We start from the raw sequence: 22079 nt of genomic DNA on the forward strand, positions 1-22079 counted from the left end.
TTTACCCCTTTTTATTCTCTTCTTTTTTCTTTGCTTTTAAAACTATTTCCTTAATAGCTAATAAACCAAAAATCCCTGCTAATGCCATAAATATTATTTGCATATTTCCTTGATTATTCTTTTCACTTGCTAATTTAAGATTTTCCTCTTCTTTTAATAGCTCTTTTAAACTATTTATCTCATCTCTTAATGCAGAAATCTCTTCTTTCATTTCTTTTAAATCTGTTGTTTCTGCCTCATTGTCCTTATCATTTTTTAATTCTATATTATCTGTTATTTCCTCTTTTTTATTACTAGGTTTGCTACTACTTGTCTCTGTTATAACCGGTCTATTTACCTGTGGTTTCTCTGTTTGCGGTTTTTCAGTTTGTGGCTTTTCTGTTTGCGGCTTCTCTATTTCTGGCTTTTCTGTTTGCGGTTTCTCTATTTCTGGTTTATCTATGTCAGGATTTGGAACACTAGGATTTCCCCCTTCACCCTCTGGTTTCTCGATACCTGCTTCCACATCATTCATATCATAAATGCTATTTTTTTTCTCTATAAATCTTTTATATGATACCAAGCCTATTAACGCTTGTTCTGTTGCCATATCATTTGCTTCATTTAATCCTCTTTCATGATTAAACCCACCTTTTTTATTAGCAAAACTCATTATATTAGAAATTATCCAATTCTTATTTTTTATAAATCTTTCATCTTTTAAATCAATTCCTACATTAGTTAATGCAATGGCAGTTTGTGCTGATGCTTCGACATTTTCAATTCCATCTGTCTTATATCCACCATTATCTAATTGAGCTTTTGATAAAAAGTTTACTGCTTTATCTATCGTATTTTTAACTTCTGGTCTTTCTCTATAACGACTTAATGCTTGAATAGCCATTGCCGTTACATCAACATTTCCTGTATTTCCTACTAATGCAAATCCACCATCTACTAATTGTTCTTTTAAAATATCATTAATCATTTTTTCTCTACTATTAGTTGCTGTTTTAGGAATTTCATAGTTCTTTGAATCTAAAGCAATTAATGCAAATATAGTTCCATTCAATCCCTGTTTAGATACATTTTTATAATCATATAACTTTTCAAGCAAATTATATCCGCCAATATTCTCTGGATTTTTCCCAATAGCAACTGATGCTAAAACAACTCTCGAATATTCTGTATATTTATTTTTAGTTAAGTTCCCTTTTTTCTCTTTCACAACTTTTTCTAAATTATTATAATACTTTTCTATATAATCTTTATTATTAAGTTCCCCTGACCTTACTATTCCAAGTATGTCCCATTCATCACCAAATGTAGGATTTGGAGTGTTTTTCTTTATCCAATCTATTGCGTGTTTTATTCCCTCATCCACTGTCATACTTGGTTCTATCACATCACCTATATCAGGTATTTCTTCTTCCTCTTCATCTTTTACCTCTATTTCTATTGCTGGAATTTCTCCTTTATAAAATTCTTTTTCATCATAAAGTGCCCCTCCATCCCATTCTTTAAATACTCTTCCATTGGTAATGGTATATTTACCTGGCTTAATATCCCCTGGTAACTTAAATTTTAAGGTCTTTAAATTTTCAAATTTATCTTTTCCATCTTCTGATGTAATTTCCTCTACCCCTGAAATATTTGTATTAAATTTTGTGTATGCTTGTAATATTTTCCCTCTATCTGCTTCTGGCATTTCAAGATTTTCTATCTTTAGTACAACCTCATCTCCTGCCTTTAATTCTTCTTTATTTTCTAATACAGTATTTATTTTATCTTTGTAATTTTTATTTTCTTTTACTTCAATTTTAAAACTTGGAAGTGTTGAAAACTCTTTTACAAACTCAGGTGCTGCTATATTAGGACCTTCTCCTGTAATGTCTCTTTCACTAAACAAATCATTTCCCCACCAAGCTTCATTTATAGTTCCTTCTGTAAATTCAAAACTTCCAACTTCTGTGGCAATAAATTCAATCATATTATTTGTTGCAATATCATATTGTGTTCCTGCCCCAAATATAGTTTCTATCCTTGGAATTGTAGTTTTATAGCTCACTCTTGTCCTAATAGGATTAAATACTCTTAAAAACTTTGGTACTGGAGTTTCTAACCCCTTAAATTTAACTCCAACTTTATCACCTTGAATTATTTCTTTTCCTGGATTTGTTAAATTCAAAATCTCTATATTTGTTTTTTTAGCTTTTAAATTGTATGTTTTATAAATTGTTTTTCCATTATTAGCAACTGCTATATTTATAAAATTATGTCCTTCTATTAACTTAGCAGTATATTTTCCGTCTTTATTTTTTTCTATTACTTCATTGTTAACTTTAACTACGGCATAACTATTTACGTCTACTGTAAAATCATAATCATAACTGTCCCCTTCAAAATAAATGGTGTCATATTTAGTTTCTTTTATAGAAGTTTTGATAGGCATATTACTATTTTCGTCTTTTACATTCACATAAATAATTTCTGGTCTTGATAGACCTGGGTATTTTACGCTTACCTTTGCCAATCCTGCTTCTAATGCTTTAAGTTGACCTCTTCCATCTACAGATGCAACATTGCTGCCTTCAATGACCTCATATTTCATATAAGCTGTTTCATCATCTGAATTACTTCTTCTATCTGGTGTATCTACTGCAATAATTTGATGCGTATCCCCTTTTTTCATTTCTAAATTATTTGTATTTAATATAATCCCTGAACCTTCTCTTAATTTTATTTTTAAATTCACATTATATTTTTCTACTGCCTTATTTCCTGAAAGGTCTGTTGCTTCAATAACAATTTCATTTTTACCTTCCTCTAAAATAGTCTTATAGTTTCCTGCTTCTTCCTTTATAACTTGTCCATTAACTTTTACAATAGGTATAATTCCATTATCTACATTGTCTGAAACTACAACTTTAAATTGATATGTTGATGTTTCAACTGTACTATCATTTTCAATAGTCGTAGAAATACTTGGTTTTACTCCGTCTTCTTCAGCAGTTTCTCTTACATTAAAATTAATCTCTGGTAAAATTGAGAAATCCTTCTGTAATGACCCTTCTGGTCCTCCAACTGCTCCATCTACTGAAATACCACCAAACCAAGACTGCCATACTCTTCCGCTTGTTAATTTATAAGTTCCTGGCTTTGCATCACTTGGTATAGTAAAAGTTATTTTATTTAAAACTTCTCTTTCTACATTTGAATATTTACCTGTTCTTTCTGATTCCACTACTTCTAATCCACTTAAATTAGTGTTGTATCTTGTGTGCGCTCCATTAGGGTTTACTCTTCCTGATTCCTTTTGTACACTTTCCTCTATTCCACTAAGTTGAACTTCCACCTTAGAACCTGGAGTAATTTTATTTTTATTTAATACGTCATAACTTACTTTTTTTACTGTTAATTCTTTTTCTTTGCCATCTACTGACACTTTATTTTGCCCTAGTGATAATTCAAATACATATTTTCCACCAATTGGATTTACTACTTCTGAATTTACTTTTACGTCTCTTTTTTCTTCTATATCACTTAATTTAATCTGAATTTTATCTTCTAATATAAAAACTTTATCATAGTTACTCCACTTTTCAAATTCTATTTCTTTAGCTTTTGATGTATCAACACCCTTTGTTATATTAAGTTTTATTTCTGGTAATTTTGAAAAATATCCGTGTGTATACCCACCTAACGATACTCCAAACCAATCTTGATAAATGGTACCATTTTTTAAAGTATACTCTCCTATTTCAGTTTCTTTAGGAATTGTAAAAGTTAATTTTGATAACTTTTCTAAATCAACTGTGCTACCATTTATTATTTCAGATTCTATTTTCTTTAATCCCACAATGTCTGAACTATATTCTAAATTTGTTCTTTCCAATTCATAGTTTCCCTGAACATGCTTAATTGGCACATCTAATCCATCAAATTTTATTGTTATTGTTTCTCCTGGATGCACATTACCGATTACTTGATACGATATTTTTCTAACTGTTATTGTTGTTACATATTCTGATCCCCATCTTGTTACACCTAACTTATTTATACCTTGATTTAATTTAACTACATATTTACCATTTACAGGTTCTACTTTTTCTCCATTAAGTTTTAAATTATGTGCTTCAGTCATCTTTTTAAGTAAAATATTTTTTGTTTCTTCATCCTTATTTAAGTAAATAGTATTAAAGTCATTTTCCGACCATGGTCCACTAAATATATCTATTTCAAAATCCGGCTTTAACTCCGGCTGTTCAGGTCTTTTTTGCAAATTATTTACTTTCTCTACTAAAGAACTATACAAATCTTCCATCTCTTTTTTATAAGTATATGTGTTACAATCTCCTTTGCCTAAAGTAACTGACATCATTTCACCAATTTCTTTATCCGTAGGTATCTTGGTATTTGTTTGCTCTATAACTTTTTTTAATTCCCCAAAACTTTCTGTTGTATATTCACTTTCATTAAGCTTTTTAATTTCTTCTAATTTTTCTCTTATTTCAAAAATTTTATCTACTATCTCTATGTCTTTTCCCATATCCTTAGCAGTATATACTATTCTTACTACATCACCAGCATTAAATTTATAATCTGATAATCCTACACTTGGAAAAATTCCATTTACACTATATTTCCATCCACTTACAGCCCCATGTCCAAACTCTTCTAATTTCTCCCCTTCATTTATTTCAATACTAGAAATATAAAAATTTTTCTCCAAGGTTCCTGTATTTTCATATTTTAAATTCAGTTCCTTCATTAATTTATCAAAAGTTACTGATGCTTGTTCTTCAACATTTATACTTTTAACAGTAGGTCCTACTATGTCGCTCTTTCCTAAAACTCTCTGTTCTACTGAAAATGTTATTGTATTATTAGTTTTATTTTCTATGGCTAACACAATAATAGGATTAAAAAAATCTATTAATATTACGATTAAGGTAGCTATAGCTAGCATTCTTTGTTTTTTTATTTTTTTCATTATTATTTCTCCTTACCTTAAAATTAAAAATAGATATTCATATTCATGAATATCTATCTACTGAGAAAATGCAAGCTTTATAAAATCACACTAAAATTTCATTTTAATATAATCCCATTATTTCATTAACTTAAAACTTTATCACTTGCCCCTTTCTCCCAGAAAGATAGTAATTTCAGAAATAGGCAGGTCTCCTGGCTCATAACTATATCTATTAAACCCTTCCCATAGACATCTACAGTGGCATTTTTTAATAGAAGTTATTTACAGTTGCTGGGGCAGCTTTAGCTTTGCACTAAATTCCCTTTTAAATACATTTTATATACCTACTTCCTATGATTTACTTTTTATTCTATGCTTGGCTTGCCCAATCTGCTGGATACGTTACATATAAATATCTTGCATAGTCTTTAACTGAAAACTCTATTTTAGAACCCTTTGGTATTAAATATAATTCCCCTGGTCCTATAGAAACTTTTCTATCATCTATTAGAATATCTAGATTCCCCTCAATAACATAACCAACTTCATCATAATTTAATGTCCATTCAAAAGTTGTAGCTTTCATCTCCATGATTCCAGCTCCCATTCTTGGACTTTCTTCTAAAGTGAATATATCTTTTGTATATACTACATCTCCATTTTTCCCTGTATCCATTCTGTTAGTTTCATCAACTTTTACAGTTGGTAATTTTACTGACATTACTCCACTAACATCTTTTTGTCTTTCAAAATCAACTGCACTATTTTGTGATACACCTGATATTTTTTCCTCAATTATTTGTCTTACTAATTTCTCTAATAAAGCTCTATCCATATTTTCCATAATTATTTAACCTCTTTTTTTCCTAATGTTTTATTTGCAATAAGCATAGCTAATAGAACTGCTGTTATTCCACCTACTAATTTTGCAACTATCATTGGGAATATCATCGCCTCATTTACTCCTGCAGTAAATCCTAGATGGTCTCCAAATACAAATGATGCTGATACTGCAAATGCTATATTTATTATTTTCCCTCTATTATCCATATCCTTTAACATTCCAAACATCGGAATGTTGTTAGCTAAACTTGCTACCATTCCAGCCGCTGCTACTTCATTCATTCCTAATACTTTTCCTAATCCCATTAAAGGCTTTTTGAATACTTTAGTAATTATAAATACTAATGGGAATGCTCCTGCTAAAACTATTGCAATACTTCCTACAACTGATATACCTTCAGTTATTGGTGCCATTCCTGGAATAATAACTATTCCTGTTAATGCTTCAACAATTGCTGCTGCTAATCCTAGAGTTATTATTATTACTACACCTTTTCCAAAAATTGCAAATCCTTTAATCATTGCATTTTCAGCTTTCCATAATCCAATGGCAATTATTACTGCAAATAGTATAATTGGAACTAAGTTTTTTAATACCATCACAACTGGGAATCCTGCTACTACTCCTCCAACAAAAGCTCCAACTGGAATAGTAATTATCCCTGCTAAAATTCCTGTTGCTAAAAATTTATGATCTTCTTTTTCTATAATTCCTAATGATACTGGAATAGTAAATACTATTGTTGCTCCCATCATTGCTCCAATTATTAATCCACTAAATAATCCAGCTTGTGGGTCTTGTGCTAAACTAGCTGCAAGAGATGCTCCTCCCATATCATTTGCTAAGATTGAACCTGCAAACATAGCTGGATCTGCTCCTAATGCATTGAATACTGGTGTTACTATTGGACCTAATACTGATGCAATAACTGGTGCTAGACAAATAACTCCAATCATTGCAACTGCTAATGATCCCATTGCCATTATTCCTTCTTCAAACTGCTCTCCAATTCCAAATTTATTTCCTAAACATTTATCTATTGCACCTAATACCATACATGCAACCATTATATAGATAATAATTTCATTTATACTCATCGCTTTTACCTCTCTAATATCTAATTAATCCTTTTAATATACTTTCATGAACTACTGGCATAATTGATTTCCCTATAATACCTTTATTATTTAAAAATCTTTCGCTTTCATTAATTCCATATTCGATATCAGATAATTCACCTGAAATTATATAAACAAGCTTTCCACCAATTCCAAATCCAATCTTCAAACTAATTAATTCTACACTACTACTCTTTAAAGTTTTATCTAAAGCTACTAACCCTCTTGATACTTTACTAACTTCCAATATTCCAACGGCTGCATATCCAATATCATTTTTCTTAACAGTTCCTTTTAATGCCTCTAATATATTTTTGTGTACATTATTTATTTGAAATTGTTCCATCAAAACTGCTTCTCCTAGTTCTCCACCTAACTTAATAGCTTCCGTTATTTCACCCTCATCGCCATTTGCAATGAAAACAAATTTCCCAGGACAAGTACTTCTAAAATATAAAATTTCTATATTCACTTTTTTAATAATCTCATTTGAAATCTCAATACCTTTAGCTATAGTTTTAAACTCTAATATACAAATGCTCCTATTTTCTTTACACATCAATAGAATCCACTATTCCAACTATTGTTGCATCTACTGGAACCTCATGTTTTTCAATAGAACACCTAGCTGCGCTTCCCTTAGTTATTAAAACTATATCTCCAACTCCTGCACCAGCGTTATCTGCTGCTACAAACAGTTCATCTTTAAGTTCATTTTTATTGATAAAAATCTTTACAACTAAAAACTTCTGTCCATTTAATTTTTCATCTTTTCTCGTAGCCCATACATTCCCAATAACCTTACCTAATACCATAACTTCCTCCTAAGAAAATTTAATATTTATGTTATTTATACGTATATAATCTTTTGCTAATGGTGTTATTATCGTTTTTTTATTGATAATAATATCCCTTACTCCATTTATATATGGTTTTCTTAAATCACTTTCTGAAATTAGTTTTTTAGTTAAAGTGATTTGCTTTTCTTCACTACTAGCTTTTTCAGTCGTATAATTTTTCTCTTTTTCTATTTCTGTGGAATGATTAATTAATTTTACTCCATAGCTTACTAGGCTTTCTTCATCTTCAACATACTTTCTATATAAAAGCTTTGGAGCTGTTTTTTTATACTCTTTATATTCCATTCCATCACTTAATACGTAAACGTCTCTTCCTGACATAATATATTTTAAAATATATTCTTCTATCTCAGAACTAGCCATACCTAAAGATAAATTGCTTAATTCTCTTATACTTAAATTTGTTAGAAATAATGCTTCTGCCATTTCCATATTAGCTTCATACTTCACAACAGAATATTTTTCTTCAAACTCTTTAAGTTTTTCACACTCTCTATTTCCTATGACTATCATTCTTTCCTTGATTGGTTCCTTAGAATTTATTTTTAGATATATTTCATCAACTAACACTTTAATTAACTGATTATAGTCCATTCTAGTTCCCCCTCTAATCTTGATTTTTAATTATCCTTGCCATAGTATCTTTAGCAAATCCACATGCATTTGCTTCATCATAGTCAATATGCATAAAAGTTCTATACTTATCACTAACCCTTACAACTACATCATCAAATATTAAAGGTCTCTCTCCAAAAACTTTTACTTTGACAACTTCATTATTTAAAACTTCAAATTTTTCAGCATCTTCTGCACTAACATGTATGTGCCTTTGAGCTACAATTAATCCTTTATCTAATATAATTGATGTATTATCAGTTGATACAATCAATCCATCAGTTCCAAATAAATCACCACTCTGTTTAATAGATGGTTTTTCTCCTAAAACTGCTGAATCTGTCATTGAAATTTCTACTTGTGTTTCTTCTCTAACTGGTCCTAATACAATTACATTTTTAATGCTTCCTTTTTTTCCTGTAAGAGTAACTCTTTCCTTGCAGGCATATTGTCCCGGTTGTGATAAGTCCTTAATTTTAGTTAATTCATATCCTTTTCCAAATAGTTCATCAATATGTTTTTGACTTAAATGAATATGTCTTCCTGATGCTTCTACTTTAATAAAGGCTTTTTCTTTAACTCTTCTAATTACTTCATCTACAATATCATTTAATAGATTTTTCATCTTTTCCTCCTAATCACTGCTTGTATTCTTCAGTTCTAACTTTAAAAATCATAATCCAAAATACTGAGGATAATCTATTTAATGCTGTTATTAAATCTTCTCTTGTTACTGCTCCATACTCACTTTTAAAAGCTTCATATGCAGCTAACTCAACCTCTCTAGTCTTCGTTCTCAAGCTATTAAGTCCAACAACAACTTCACCCATATCATATTTAGGCATTTCATGCCCTATTCCAAAATATTTCTGAGGATTATGTGATTTTTCCCTTAACTCACTTTCAGTCATTCCTTGAATATTAAAACTTTCTAGTTTTTCATCTAAAACTTCACATCTCAATATTTTTCTAACAAATTCTAATATCTCTTGTAAATCATCAACTAATTTATTCATTCCTAATTTAAAACAAATAATCTGAACCTCTAGTATTTTTGCTTCAAGAGAGTCTACTTTCCCTCTAAAAATAATTCTTTTGTGATCTTTAAATACAAGTAAATTCCCTACTAAGTGTGTCATATGTTCTGGTTTTATTTCTAATTCAGCACCAAAAACAGTGTTATATTTATATACTTTTTCTTTTTGTACTTCTACAATTTTGATTTCTTCTTTAATCTCTTCTTTTTCTACATCTTTATCTACATAAACCAACTTTATACTATGTTCTGCTAAATAGGATTTTGCTGAAGGAGTTATAATATCTCCTCTTTTTATCTTGAATTCTTTTAACTGCTTTAAGTTTTCACGCCCTAATAAACTTCTTATACTACTCTCTGTTAAAACACTCATATTCACCCTCCCCTATTAGATGTATAAAATGTGCTATCCATTTTAGATAGCACATTTATGCAAAGTATTATTATTCAGCTTTAGCTGATGGTAATATAGCATCAACTTCAAAATGTGGTCTTGGAATTACATGTACTGACACTAACTCCCCAACTCTTTCTGCTGCTGCAGCTCCAGCATCAGTTGCAGCTTTAACCGCTCCGACATCTCCTCTAACCATTACAGTTACTAATCCTCCACCAACTTGTTCTTTTCCTACTAATTGAACATTTGCAGCTTTAACCATTGCATCTGCTGCTTCTATTGCCCCTACTAATCCTTTAGTTTCAATCATTCCTAATGCGTTTGCGTTTGCCATAATAAATTCCTCCTAAAATATCTCTTTAATTTTTATCTATAATTAATTTTAATTATTGACTATCTTAACTCTTTTACAATTTTTTGTACTAATAAATTGATTAATTCTTCTTTCTCTGAAAGGTCTATTCCACTTACTGTACTTATATTTTGATTTGCAACTTTTTTTATATCCTCAAGTTCTTTTGTTCCATAAGCTATGTTTCTTACATTCATTAAATCCATTGGACCTATATTGTTTGAAGTTGAACTTCCACCAATTGCTCCACATCCTAACGTAAGTGCTGGCACTATGTTATTTACTGCTCCTATTCCAGCTAAAGCAGATGGTGAATTTACAACCATTCTTGATACTGGCATTTCTAATGCAAATCTTTTTACTAAACTTTCATCATTAGCATGCATACTAAATGTATGTCCTGCTCCTTCATTTAGTAATATTGATCTACATTTCTCTAATACTTCATCAATATTTTTTTCAACATAGAATGTTAAAATAGTTGTTAACTTCTCTCTTGAGAATGGATAGCTATGCCCTACTTTTGTTTCTCTAGGTATTAATACTCTAGCTGTACTTGGTACATTTTCAAGACCTGCTAATTTAGCAATATCTTGTGGACTTTTTCCAACAATTTGTGGATTCATAGTTCCATTAGCTCTCATTACAAACTTTGATAGTTTTTTAGCCTCACACTCTGATAAGAAGTATGCTCCTTGACTCTCTAACTCTCTTACCACTTCTGCTTCAATACTTTCTTCTACAACTACTGATTGCTCTGATGCACAAATAGTTCCATTATCAAATGTTTTAGAATCTAAAATTCTTTTTACTGCTAACTTTATATCTGCACTCTTATCAATAAATGCTGGTCCATTTCCTGGTCCAACTCCTATTGCAGGTGTTCCTGATGAATATGCAGCTCTAACCATTGCTTCTCCACCAGTTGCTAAAATTAATGATGTATTTTTATTAGTCATTAATTCGTTTGTTCCTTGCATTGATGGTGTATTTATACAAGCTATTGCTCCTTTTGGACATCCAGCCTTTTCAGCAGCTTCAATTATTAAGTTTGCAGTTTCAATTATTGATTTCTTAGCACTCGGATGTGGTGAAACAACTATTGAATTTCTTGATTTTATTGAAATCATAATTTTATAAATAGTTGTTGATGTTGGGTTAGTTGATGGAATTAATCCAGCCACAACTCCTACTGGTACCATTACTTTTAAAGTTTGTTTTGCAGTATCTTCTTCAACAATTCCAACTGTCTTTATATCTTTAATTGACTCATAAACACTTTGAGATGCAAAAATATTTTTTAATACTTTGTCTTCCCACTTCCCAAAACCTGTTTCCTCATGTGCCATTTTTGCAAGCTTTTCTGCGTTGTTAAAAGCAACATCTGAAATTACCTTAACAATCTTATTAATTTCTTCTTGATTAAGGTTTTCTAATTCTTTTTGTGCCATTTTAGCATTATTTATTAATAACCTTGTTTCTTGTATTGAAACTAGATCTTTATCTAAAAGTCCCACTAATTTTCACCTTCTTTGTAATATTTAAATAGTATATCTACTAACTCATTTTTCTTAAGGTACTTTAATTTACCTGCTTCAACTTTTACCTTTAAAGTTCTCGCTTTTTTTCTTAAGTCTTTTACACTCATTTCATTTAAGCTTTTTTTATATAACTCATCTTCAGTATTAATTAGCTTCTTTTCTATTTCTGAAATTTCTTTTTTAGGCTCTTCCACTATCTCTTCAATAATTTCTTTTTGCTTCGTTTCTATCTCTTCAATAGTCTCTCTCACTAAAATACTTTCTCTCTCTAGTTGTTCTTCATTTATTTCATCAACTAACATTTTATTAACTTCATCATCAATCCTTGCAATTACATGCGCTGCTCTAAGATTTCTAGCTCTTCCAATCGAATTTTCAGCACACTCTACGGCTGCTTGTACTGCATCTACTTCGCCTGTTAATTTAACAGTTACAATCCCACCTGTTACTTTTTCTATTCCCATTAATTCAACATTTGCTGCTTTTAAAGCATCATCTGCTGCACATACTGCTGGCACATATCCTATAAATTCGATTAAGCCTAATGCTTTTCCCATAACTTACTAAAAGCCTAACGGATTATTAGCTACTGATGCTATTGCCTCTGCAAAAGCATCACACGCTGCTTTACATGCTGATTGTGAACCTGTAAGTAATGCTCCTCCAAAGTTTGTTTCTGTTGGTGGTGCAAAGAAATCACACATTTCTACATCAGCAGCTTTTAATGCTGCATCTAATCCATAGATAGCTTCTAATGGTGGAGCTACTAAATATGCAATAGCTTCTCCTTCTCTTACTCCCGCAACTTTTGAAAGATAAGTTCCAGTTCTTGAAATACATTGTGCATAATAAACTATTGTATTATCTTCATTTGCGCTTATAAATCCAACTCCACTATTGATAAAATCTAAAGTTGCATTTAATCCACTTCTAACTTCTGCTGGACTTGGTCCTGCTAAAATCCCAATAACTTCTCCAGCTAATTTAGTTGATGCATTTCCTGCACCTGCATACATTGACTTTGCATAAACAACATCAACTTCTGCCGCTTTTGTAGCTTCATCTAACGCTGTATATGTTACATCATCACAGTCTGCTGTTATAATTCCTAAGCTTTTGTGGTGTGGTTCTAAATCAAATTTTTTAGCCATCTCTGGACTAACATTTGATATAATTTTCACACCTAAAACTGTTGTGCTAAGTACTTCATTCCTCATTTCTTAATCCTCCAAACTTTTATTTTAAATCTATTCCTGATGCTTTTTTATCTAACATCTCTTTAATTAATTCTGCTATATGTGCTCCAGCTTCAACTGCTGTAGTTCCACCATTGTGGATGTTTGAAATTACAGTTCTTTTTGCTTCTGGCATTCCAACTGTTGGCTTATAAGCTATATATGCCGACATTGATTCTGCTGTAACTAATCCTGGTCTTTCTCCAACTAATAGACAAACTACATCTGCTCCAGTTGCTTCTCCCACTGCATCCATTGAAGGAACCCTACAATATTTGACAAAAAGTATTGGTCCTGCTTCTAATCCATACATTTTTAATCCTTGCTTTATAGCTGGAACTACATTTTCTAAATTAGCCTCTATCGCTGCTGAACTTAATCCATCTCCAACCATAATTTGAACCTTTGGTGCTTTATCACATCTGTTTTTAATTACTTCTATAGTTTCTAGTTCAAACTTTCTTCCTAAATCAGGACGAGTAACATACTCATCTTTGTCAGTACAAGCTGTTTTAACTGCTACTAAATTATTCTTAACTATAAACTCTTCTGCAACATCTGAGAAAACAGAGTCTTGTGCTGCCGCATGGTCTGCTCTAACTCTTAATGCTGTTATAGTTTTGTATCTAGTTCCTGCTCGTCCACACCCTAGTCTAGCTGGTGTTTTAGCTTTCATTTCTAAATAAGCTTCTGCATCTACAGGATTTTTAACTAGTAATTGCTTTTTTATATCTATTTCTGTAATATCTGGTATTATTTCATCACTATTTGTATTTAATTTAGCTCCCGCCATTTCTTTTACAATTTTCTCTATTGATTCTGTATCAATATCGTCAACCATTTTACTTACTAGTCCTTCAACTAGTGATTTTAAATCTTTCTCATTCATTTCTATCTCTCCCTCCTATTTTAAAAGTACTGATGCATCTCCAGCTTTTTCAGTAAGCTTACCATTTTCATCAATGAATCCCATTTCAATCATCCAGTCATTAAATTCTTTAATTGCTGTTAATTTAAACATCTCTCTTAAAGAAGCTGTTTCATGATATCCAGTTGTTTGGTAATTAAGCATTACATCGTCTCCATGAGGAATTCCCATAAAATAAGTACATCCTGCTGCACTTAACAGCACTGCTAAATTCTCTATATCATTTTGATCTGCTTTCATATGGTTTGTATAACAAGCATCACATCCCATTGGAATTCCTGTTAATTTACCCATAAAGTGATCTTCTAATCCAGCTCTTATAACTTGCTTTGAATCATATAAATACTCAGGACCTATAAATCCAACAACCGTGTTAACTAAGAATGGTTGGAATCTCTTTGCAAATCCATAACATCTTGCTTCCATTGTTACTTGGTCTACATCATAATGTGCATCTGATGATAATTCCGAACCTTGTCCTGTTTCAAAATACATAACATTTGGTCCTGTTGCAGTTCCGTGCTTTAAAGCTAATTGTCTAGCTTCTTCAATTGTTTCTGCATTAAATCCAAATGCTTCATTTCCTTTTTCTGAACCTGCAATAGATTGGAATATAAGGTCAGTTGGTGCTCCTTGTCTTATAGCTTCCATTTGAGTTGTAACATGTGCTAATACACAAGTTTGTGTTGGTATTTTAAACTTTTGTTTAACTTCTTCAAATCGTTTTAATACCTTAGTAACACTCTCAACTGAATCATCAACTGGATTTAATCCTAATACTGCATCTCCAATACCAAAAGTTAAACCTTCTAATAATGAAGCCATTATTCCATCTGGATCATCTGTTGGATGGTTTGGTTGTAATCTTGCTGATAATGTTCCCGGTTCACCTATTGTTGTATTACAATGTGCTAAAACAACAATTTTTTTAGCTCCTGTAATTAAGTCCATGTTAGACATTAACTTAGTAACAGCTGCTACCATTTCAGAAGTTAAACCTCTTGATACTCTTCTAATATCTCTTCCTGTAGTGTTTTCATCTAAAATCCACTCTCTAAACTCTGATACATTCCAATCTTTTATCTCATCATAAATTTTTTCATTTACATCATCTTGAATTATTCTTGTAACCTCATCCATTTCATATGGAACTGCTGGGTTCTCCCTTAACTCTTTCAAAGTAATATGTGATAATACCACCTTTGCTGCTACTCTCTCTTCTGATGACTCAGCAGCTAATCCTGCTAATCTATCACCTGACTTTTCTTCATTTGCTTTTGCCATAACTTCATTTAAAGTTTTGAATTCATAAATTTTCCCAAATAGTTTAGTTTTTAAAATCATTTCTTTACCCCTTTCAATTAATTGAAAACCAACGTTTTTATAACTACCGGTAACACCTTGCCATCAGCTATTGGTGCACCTAAATCTATATAATCTCCATCCTCAACCTTAATTCCATCAATACATACTATCTTTCTTTTAAAGTTGAATCTTGAGCATATTGCTTGTCCTAATACTTTAGCCATATCATTTTCTACAATAATAACTAATTGGTCATCTATTTTTACTAACTCTTCCATACCTGCAACTATTCCAGTTGCATACTCTTGAATATTATCAAAAGTTGGATTCTTTATCCCATCAACTGCTATTGCAATATTTTGAACTTCATTATCCACTTTAAACCATTCAATTTTCTTTTTTATAGTGTTTCCTAAATGAGCACTTCCTAGAATTTCATCTTTATTATTAATTTTTAGCACCGGAAGATTTTTAATCGGAAACTTATCTTCAGTATAAGTTATCGTACTTCCACTTATTTCAGTAGTATGAGACCCTGCTCCTACTACAGTTGCTCTTATAGTTTCTAATGCTTCTACTACGCCTAAACTATTGCAAAGCTTTGAATCTTTAATTGCTCTTCCTAAAAGAATTCCTATGTCTCCATATTTAAACCAATCCTCTTCTTCTTCATTACCATAAATGTAATCTGCTACTCCACCAGAAAAAGAAATATTCTTTATCTCTACACCTAACCCTATAGTTTTATTAGTTATTAGATATTCAAAATATTTCCCCTTTTCTCTTAATCCAATACTTTCCTCTAAAGCCTTTACCATAATATCAATAATCGGGGATAACGCTTCAGTATTTGCTATATCTCCTACTTTAATATCAAACTTTTCTTCTTCAATAATTTTTTTAATCTTCTTTGAAATATAAGTTATTCTTTTGGTTTCTTTGTCTATTTTAATTAATCTTCCACCAATATCCATACAACCTGTTTCCTTAACATCACCTCTTAGAAATAAAGCTAAGTTGCTAGTTCCACCACCGATGTCAATATTAACTACACTAGTAGAATGTTCTTTTGCATAAATATGTGCTCCTGCACCTTTTCCAGCTATAATACTTTCAAGGTCTGGTCCTGCTGTTGCCACTACAAAATCTCCTGCAAATCCACTTAACGTATGTAAAACTTCATTTGCATTTTCTTTTCTTGCAGTCTCACCGGTTATAATTATTGCTCCAATTTGAATTTCATCTTTTTGTATTCCTGATTTCTTATATTCAATTTCTATGATTTCTTTTATTTTTTCTCCATCTATTTCTTGATTTGAAACCAATGGTGTAAAAAATACATTACTTCTATAAACAACTTCTTTTCCTACTATACTTATTCTCGGTACAGTAAATGCTGATGCCTCATTTTCTACTATAAGTTTTGAAAATATAAGCTGCGTTGTGCTTGTTCCTATATCGATTCCTACACTTATCAACTCTTCTCTCACATTTTCCCCTCCTCTCTAAACTATAAAAACTAAAAAGGCTTAAAGTTACAGATGCAAACCAAACATAATGTTTAGTCTTTTTTCCACAACCTTAAGCCTCATTGCTTAATTCAAACCACTACAGCGCGGTCCATAGTTTTTAATCTATTCTAAATTTCAATATTGTTTGAGTACCTTTTTCATTGGATATAACTTCAAAATTTCCTTTTAAGCTATCTATCATATAGCTTTTAATTATCTTTAGTCCTAAGCTATTTTTTTCTTTAGCACCCTCTATATTGTATCCGTTTCCATCATCAACCACAGCAATAGTTTTTTCTTCTTCATTACTTTGAATAAGTATTCTAATTGTGCCATTCTCTTTGTCTTTGAATGCATGGTCATAACAATTCTGTATAACTTCATTTATAACTAAAAGCAAACTACTTAACTTCTGCCCTGTAATATAAAAATTATCACCATTGATATATATATTACTTTCTTTATTGCTAATGCTCTTATTTATATTCTCAACTAAAATTCCAATAGCTTCTTTAACTTTTACTTTTTCACCTTCTGATTTAGCTAATAAATCATGAGTCGTTGATACTGCAAATATTCTATCTACAGCCTCTTTTAAATATTTTTTTGCCTCATTACTTTCGCTTTTTCTACTTTGGCTTCTAAGTAATGATGCTACTGTCTGTAAACTATTTTTTATTCTATGATGGGCTTCTTTTATAGCAACTGACCTTAAAATTAATTCTATTTCATTTTGTTTCATTTCAGTAATGTCTTCTAGAATTTCTATTACTCTCACTTTTGCGCTATAAAAAATTATTCTACTTATTTTAAAATATAGATTTCCTCTTCTTACTTCTACTATTTCTTTTTCTTTCATTTTAGTTACTTCTGTAAAAGTTTTATTCCCCAATGATATCTCATTAAAATGTTGTCTATCATTAATAACATTTCCAAGTTTCTCATATATTTTACTAGCTTTGTTATTATTAATGATAAGTGTTCCTTTTTCATCATAAACTAAAATTGCTTCATGAAGATTATCAGTAATAATATTACTATCTTTTATTAATTCTAAGAAGTCTTTTGAGTTTTTATCTTTTAAACTCATATCAACTTTGAATTCGCTTTCTAATTCTTCACTTATATCTTTTTCTACAATCACTACTCCAACTACTTTATTACCATTTAAAATTGGTTGTATATTTTGCCTAACTAATTTCTCTTCCTGAGTAAGTGCTTTAATATCACGCTTAACGTTACCAATTTTTAATGTTTCTAAAACTGCTGGCTCATTCTGTTCTAATGCAACTTTTCCAACAACCTTATCTATATACAAACTTTCTACTTTATCTGGCTTTGCATGTGCTATAACCATTGCATTATTATTATCCTTGCATAACACATCTATAAACACATCACTTTCATAAAAGTTTGCCATAATTTTTAGTGATTTTGATATCTCTTGTATTTTAATTATGTCATCTTCATTTAAGTCTGTATAGCTTCCACATAACACCTCTATCATTGATTTATCCCTCATACCCAATAATAATAATTTTAGCTATTTCAACCATAGTTGTGCGCTTGTCCATACTTAATTTTCTAATACTATCAAAAGCTTCTTTTTCACCTATATCTAGTTTTTTTATAAGAATCCCTTTTGCTTTTTCTATTAATTTTCTATCGTTTAATTTATTATTTAACTTATCAAATTCTTTTCTTAACTTTTCAAATTCTATAACTTTTGATAGGCACATTTCAATAGTTGGAATTAACACCTTTTCATTTATCGGTTTTATTACATATCCATATGCTCCAACTTCCTTCGCCATATCCCTATACTTTTTGTCTTCAAAAGCAGTTAATAAAACAACTCCACCAGCCAAATTTTCTTTTATTATTACTTTACTAGCCTTAATCCCATCTAAAAGTGGCATATCTACATCCATCACCACTAAATTTGGTTTATATTTTTTACAAATATCTATTGCCTCAAACCCATCAGAAGCCTCTGCTACCACTTCGTATCCCTCTGCTTCTAACATTTCTACAGTGTCTATTCTTATAATAGGTTCATCATCGACAACTACTATAGTCTTTTTCATCTTGTCCACCTCGATTAATTTTCCTCTAGGTAATCAAACAATTCTTTTATTCCAATTTCATCCACTGTATCTACTTTAAATATTTTTTCTGCTCCAGTTAAAGCTAATCTCTCTTCAGCTATTTCAACTTTCTTATTACTATCAACTTTATTAATCTTTGTTATGATTCCAATAACTTTTTTACAGAATGCACTTGCAAATCCTGGTGCTATATAATTTTCATCCGACGTACAATCGTATACAAACGCTATTATATCTGCATCTACAGCTGTTACTATTAATGCATTATAAAAACCTCTATTTTCTATATACTCCCCTGGCGTATCTATCGCTTTATCATATACCTCTATTGCTTGTGTTTTTTTATATTTAATTTCCAACTTATCTAATGCTTGGCACAAAGTTGTTTTACCACAACCTGTTTTTCCCATAAAAATTACTTTTCCCATTTTTATGTCCTCGTTATTGTAGTAGATGAAAAATTAAGAAGATTTCCTAAAACATCTACTGCCTCATCTAATGCTGATTCTACAGAACTTATATCTCCAGTTATTACAACTGACCCACTAAATCTATCTATAAATCCTAATGCTACTCCTGAAGCTTTTGTAGCTACATCTGCTGCTATTATCGACGCTTCACTTGGTGTTATAGTCATTATTCCTATAGCATCTCTATGCTCACTAACTAAACCTAATTTTTTATAAATATCTTCACTAGGATTAGCTATTATATGTGCAAGGGTTACCTGTTTACCTGGTACATATTCCTGTATAATTCTTTGTTTTGAATCATCACTCATATTACCCCTCTTTTCTTTATATAATTTAATAAAAAAACTCCTTAAAGGTTCAATTATAAAAATTATGAAAACCTTTAAGAAGCATCGTTGCTTGAATCAAATCACTCCGTTGTGATAATTTAATTATAAAAAAATAGTCTTAAATTGTCAACTTTTTTTAAATTTTATTTCTTTTTATTTAATTTTTTATTTTATCTTATTCAAAATATTCCTTATATCCTGTTCTTTAGCTTCTCTTGGATTCGTAGCTGTACAAGCATCAAGCATTGCTAACTCTGCTATAGATGCACTTTCTTTATCAACATCCTTCTTGTCTACTTTACACATAGTTAAAGTTGTTGGCATATTCATTAATTTTTGTAATTCTCTAATTCTATCTATAAGCTTTTTAACTAACACCCTAGTGTTATTTCCTTCTAACCCTATTAATTTAGCTAATTTCGCATATTTTTGTGCAGCTCTTGAATACTCTCTAGCTGTGTATCCTTGTATATCTGCATTAAACTCAATTATATGTGGTAATAGTAATGCATTTGTCCTACCATGAGGTATATGAAATTTCCCACCAATAACATGAGCTATTCCATGATTTAATCCTAATGAAGTTTTATTAAATGCAAGCCCTGCTAAACAAGATGCATTATGCATTTTTTCTCTAGCTTCAATGTTATTTCCATTTTTATAAGCTTCTAATAAATACGCAAATGCTAATTCAACTGCTTTTTCTGCTAGAGCATCACTAAAATCATCTGCTTTAATTGAAACATATGCCTCAATAGCATGGGTTAATACGTCCATTCCCGTATCAGCCGTTATAAAGTTTGGTACTGTCCTTACTAATTCTGGCTCTAATAATGCTATATCTGGCAATAAGGAGTCTGCTACTAGTGGATATTTAACTCCTTTTTCTTTATCTGTTATTACTGCAAAAGATGTTACTTCTGAACCTGTTCCACTAGTTGTTGGAATCGCTATCATTTTAACGTCTTCTAAATTCATTATTTTCTTTGAAAAATCCATTATTGCTTTAGTTGCATCAATTGCAGATCCTCCACCTAATGCAATAATTACTTCTGGTTTAAATTTTTTAATTTTTTCTATTCCTAATACAACTACATCTATTGGTGGATCTGGGACTATTCCATCAAAAACATATATCTCTTTTCCAATTAAATAACTTTTAATTTTATCTACTCCACCACTTTTGACCATAAATGGGTCTGTAACTAAAAATATTTTTTTACTTTCTAGTGTTTCTAAATATGCTAATGACCCTTCACCAAACACTACTTCTGTTTTAATTTTGAATGTATCCATAATTTCTCCCTTCCTTATTATAAAAAAAGAAGCTCCATAGTTTTACTATGGAGCTTCTTTGCTCTATTTACACCACATTGTGTATTTAAAATATACTACAATATTCTATAAATTGTCAATTCTTTTATAAATCATCTATTAATGTTGCAGCCTTTGCATAAGCTGTTGATTTTGCTTCAAAGAAGTCAGTTTTTACTGAGTTTGCATCTGATTGTCTATCAACCCACTCTGCAGGATTATTTTCATATCCTCTATATAATTTTTGAAGCCCTATAGCTTCTAATCTCATATTTCCAAGGTATTTTATATAATCTTCGATAAGCTTTTTATTTATCCCTTGAACTCTGTCACCAATTACGTAGTGTCCCCATTCAATTTCATTATCTACACCAGTTTTCATCATTTGTCTTAGTTCTTCTTTTAATTCTTCTGTAAATAATTCTGGTTCTTCTTTTTGAAGCTCTCTTATAATACTTCTAAATAACCAAAGGTGCGTATTCTCATCTCTGTTTATATATCTTATCTCTTGTGCTGAACCTGGCATTTTACCATTTCTCTCTAGGTTATAGAAGAACATAAATCCTGAATAGAAGTATATTCCTTCTAATATATAGTTTGCCATTATAGTTTTCACAAGGTTTTGTTTATTTGGAGTCTCTAAGAAATTATTGTAAAGCTCTCCTATAAACTTATTTCTATTTAAAAGAATTTGGTCATCTTTCCATTGGTAAAGAATTTCATTTCTTTTTTCTGGCGAACAAATTGTATCAAGCATATAACTATAACTTTGTGAGTGTACTGCCTCTTGGAATGCTTGTATTGTAAGACAAAGATTTACTTCACTTGCTGTTATATAATTGTTTATATTTCCTAAGTTAGCTGTTTGTATTGAATCTAGGAATATTAAAAATGAAAGTATCTTGTCATATGCCATTCTTTCTTCGTCAGTTAATCTTTTATAATCTTTTAAATCTTGTGCTAGATTTATTTCTTCTGGTATCCAGAAATTATTCATTCCTTGTCTGTACCAATCCGATACCGATACGAAAAATACATACATTTCTATCTAAATGTAGACATTTATACTGTGATACAACTTATGCTTTAGTTTTTCTCCAAAGCTTTTCGTATTATATCTTCCTGTTTCACCGAGTCTGATTTTGTGATGAATTAAATA

Annotated in this window: 20 protein-coding genes, 1 pseudogene and 1 riboswitch; all 21 genes and pseudogenes read right to left on the bottom strand. The window is 30.7% G+C overall.

Annotated features, from left to right (window positions below; genetic code table 11):
* Window position 1 precedes the first annotated feature (1 nt).
* Entirely contained in the window at window positions 2–4972 is a 4971-nt protein-coding gene (locus ACRC28_RS06885; RefSeq protein ID WP_438542710.1) for a DUF4430 domain-containing protein, read from the bottom strand.
* A gap of 167 nt (window positions 4973–5139) precedes the next feature.
* A riboswitch (cobalamin riboswitch) is annotated at window positions 5140–5317 on the bottom strand.
* Window positions 5318–5324: 7 nt separating this feature from the next.
* On the bottom strand, window positions 5325–5798 hold the full coding sequence (locus ACRC28_RS06890; RefSeq protein ID WP_438542711.1) for a cupin domain-containing protein: 474 nt from the start codon (window positions 5796–5798) through the stop codon (window positions 5325–5327).
* A gap of 2 nt (window positions 5799–5800) precedes the next feature.
* A complete protein-coding gene (gene eutH / locus ACRC28_RS06895; RefSeq protein ID WP_438542712.1) occupies window positions 5801–6895 on the bottom strand; it encodes an ethanolamine utilization protein EutH in 1095 nt (364 codons plus the stop codon).
* Between the two features lie 13 nt (window positions 6896–6908).
* Window positions 6909–7475 (bottom strand): BMC domain-containing protein, encoded by a 567-nt coding sequence (locus tag ACRC28_RS06900; RefSeq protein WP_438542713.1) that lies wholly within the window; start codon window positions 7473–7475, stop codon window positions 6909–6911.
* A complete protein-coding gene (locus ACRC28_RS06905; protein WP_438542714.1) occupies window positions 7468–7731 on the bottom strand; it encodes a EutN/CcmL family microcompartment protein in 264 nt (87 codons plus the stop codon). Before ACRC28_RS06905 ends, ACRC28_RS06900 begins: the two co-directional genes overlap by 8 nt.
* Window positions 7732–7740: 9 nt before the next feature.
* The gene (locus ACRC28_RS06910; protein ID WP_438542715.1) at window positions 7741–8370 is read right to left on the bottom strand and encodes a TIGR02536 family ethanolamine utilization protein; all 630 of its coding nucleotides are present in this window, start codon (window positions 8368–8370) and stop codon (window positions 7741–7743) included.
* Window positions 8371–8383: 13 nt separating this feature from the next.
* Window positions 8384–9016 carry an ethanolamine utilization phosphate acetyltransferase EutD gene (eutD, locus tag ACRC28_RS06915; RefSeq protein WP_438542716.1) on the bottom strand — a complete coding sequence of 211 codons (633 nt, stop codon included), beginning with the start codon at window positions 9014–9016 and terminating at the stop codon, window positions 8384–8386.
* Window positions 9017–9029: 13 nt separating this feature from the next.
* The gene (locus ACRC28_RS06920) at window positions 9030–9800 is read right to left on the bottom strand and encodes a cobalamin adenosyltransferase (RefSeq protein ID WP_438542717.1); all 771 of its coding nucleotides are present in this window, start codon (window positions 9798–9800) and stop codon (window positions 9030–9032) included.
* 70 nt (window positions 9801–9870) lie between these two features.
* Window positions 9871–10158 (bottom strand): ethanolamine utilization microcompartment protein EutM, encoded by a 288-nt coding sequence (eutM, locus tag ACRC28_RS06925; protein WP_438542718.1) that lies wholly within the window; start codon window positions 10156–10158, stop codon window positions 9871–9873.
* A 59-nt stretch (window positions 10159–10217) separates the two neighbouring features.
* Window positions 10218–11693 carry an acetaldehyde dehydrogenase (acetylating) gene (locus tag ACRC28_RS06930; protein WP_438542719.1) on the bottom strand — a complete coding sequence of 492 codons (1476 nt, stop codon included), beginning with the start codon at window positions 11691–11693 and terminating at the stop codon, window positions 10218–10220.
* On the bottom strand, window positions 11693–12274 hold the full coding sequence (locus tag ACRC28_RS06935; protein ID WP_438542720.1) for a BMC domain-containing protein: 582 nt from the start codon (window positions 12272–12274) through the stop codon (window positions 11693–11695). Before ACRC28_RS06935 ends, ACRC28_RS06930 begins: the two co-directional genes overlap by 1 nt.
* A 6-nt stretch (window positions 12275–12280) precedes the next feature.
* Window positions 12281–12934 carry an ethanolamine utilization microcompartment protein EutL gene (gene eutL, locus ACRC28_RS06940; protein ID WP_438542721.1) on the bottom strand — a complete coding sequence of 218 codons (654 nt, stop codon included), beginning with the start codon at window positions 12932–12934 and terminating at the stop codon, window positions 12281–12283.
* A 19-nt stretch (window positions 12935–12953) separates the two neighbouring features.
* Window positions 12954–13841, bottom strand: a complete 888-nt coding sequence (gene eutC, locus ACRC28_RS06945) for an ethanolamine ammonia-lyase subunit EutC (RefSeq protein WP_438542722.1) — start codon at window positions 13839–13841, stop codon at window positions 12954–12956.
* A 15-nt stretch (window positions 13842–13856) separates the two neighbouring features.
* Window positions 13857–15224: an ethanolamine ammonia-lyase subunit EutB gene (locus ACRC28_RS06950; RefSeq protein ID WP_438542723.1), complete on the bottom strand. Its 1368-nt coding sequence runs from the start codon at window positions 15222–15224 to the stop codon at window positions 13857–13859.
* A gap of 17 nt (window positions 15225–15241) precedes the next feature.
* Window positions 15242–16675, bottom strand: coding sequence for an ethanolamine ammonia-lyase reactivating factor EutA (gene eutA / locus ACRC28_RS06955; protein ID WP_438542724.1), 1434 nt, complete (start codon window positions 16673–16675; stop codon window positions 15242–15244).
* Between the two features lie 139 nt (window positions 16676–16814).
* Window positions 16815–18203 carry a histidine kinase N-terminal domain-containing protein gene (locus tag ACRC28_RS06960; protein ID WP_438542725.1) on the bottom strand — a complete coding sequence of 463 codons (1389 nt, stop codon included), beginning with the start codon at window positions 18201–18203 and terminating at the stop codon, window positions 16815–16817.
* A gap of 4 nt (window positions 18204–18207) precedes the next feature.
* Window positions 18208–18783: an ANTAR domain-containing response regulator gene (locus ACRC28_RS06965; RefSeq protein ID WP_438542726.1), complete on the bottom strand. Its 576-nt coding sequence runs from the start codon at window positions 18781–18783 to the stop codon at window positions 18208–18210.
* 14 nt (window positions 18784–18797) lie between these two features.
* On the bottom strand, window positions 18798–19232 hold the full coding sequence (locus ACRC28_RS06970) for a EutP/PduV family microcompartment system protein (RefSeq protein ID WP_438542727.1): 435 nt from the start codon (window positions 19230–19232) through the stop codon (window positions 18798–18800).
* Between the two features lie 2 nt (window positions 19233–19234).
* Entirely contained in the window at window positions 19235–19585 is a 351-nt protein-coding gene (eutS, locus tag ACRC28_RS06975; RefSeq protein ID WP_438542728.1) for an ethanolamine utilization microcompartment protein EutS, read from the bottom strand.
* A 186-nt stretch (window positions 19586–19771) separates the two neighbouring features.
* Window positions 19772–20902: a 1-propanol dehydrogenase PduQ gene (locus tag ACRC28_RS06980; RefSeq protein ID WP_438542729.1), complete on the bottom strand. Its 1131-nt coding sequence runs from the start codon at window positions 20900–20902 to the stop codon at window positions 19772–19774.
* A 124-nt stretch (window positions 20903–21026) separates the two neighbouring features.
* Window positions 21027–21941, bottom strand: a pseudogene (locus tag ACRC28_RS06985) (ribonucleotide-diphosphate reductase subunit beta); the annotation flags it as partial.
* Window positions 21942–22079 lie beyond the last annotated feature (138 nt).

The sequence above is a fragment of the Clostridium sp. genome, assembly GCF_051650885.1.
GTDB lineage: Bacteria > Bacillota > Clostridia > Clostridiales > Clostridiaceae > Clostridium.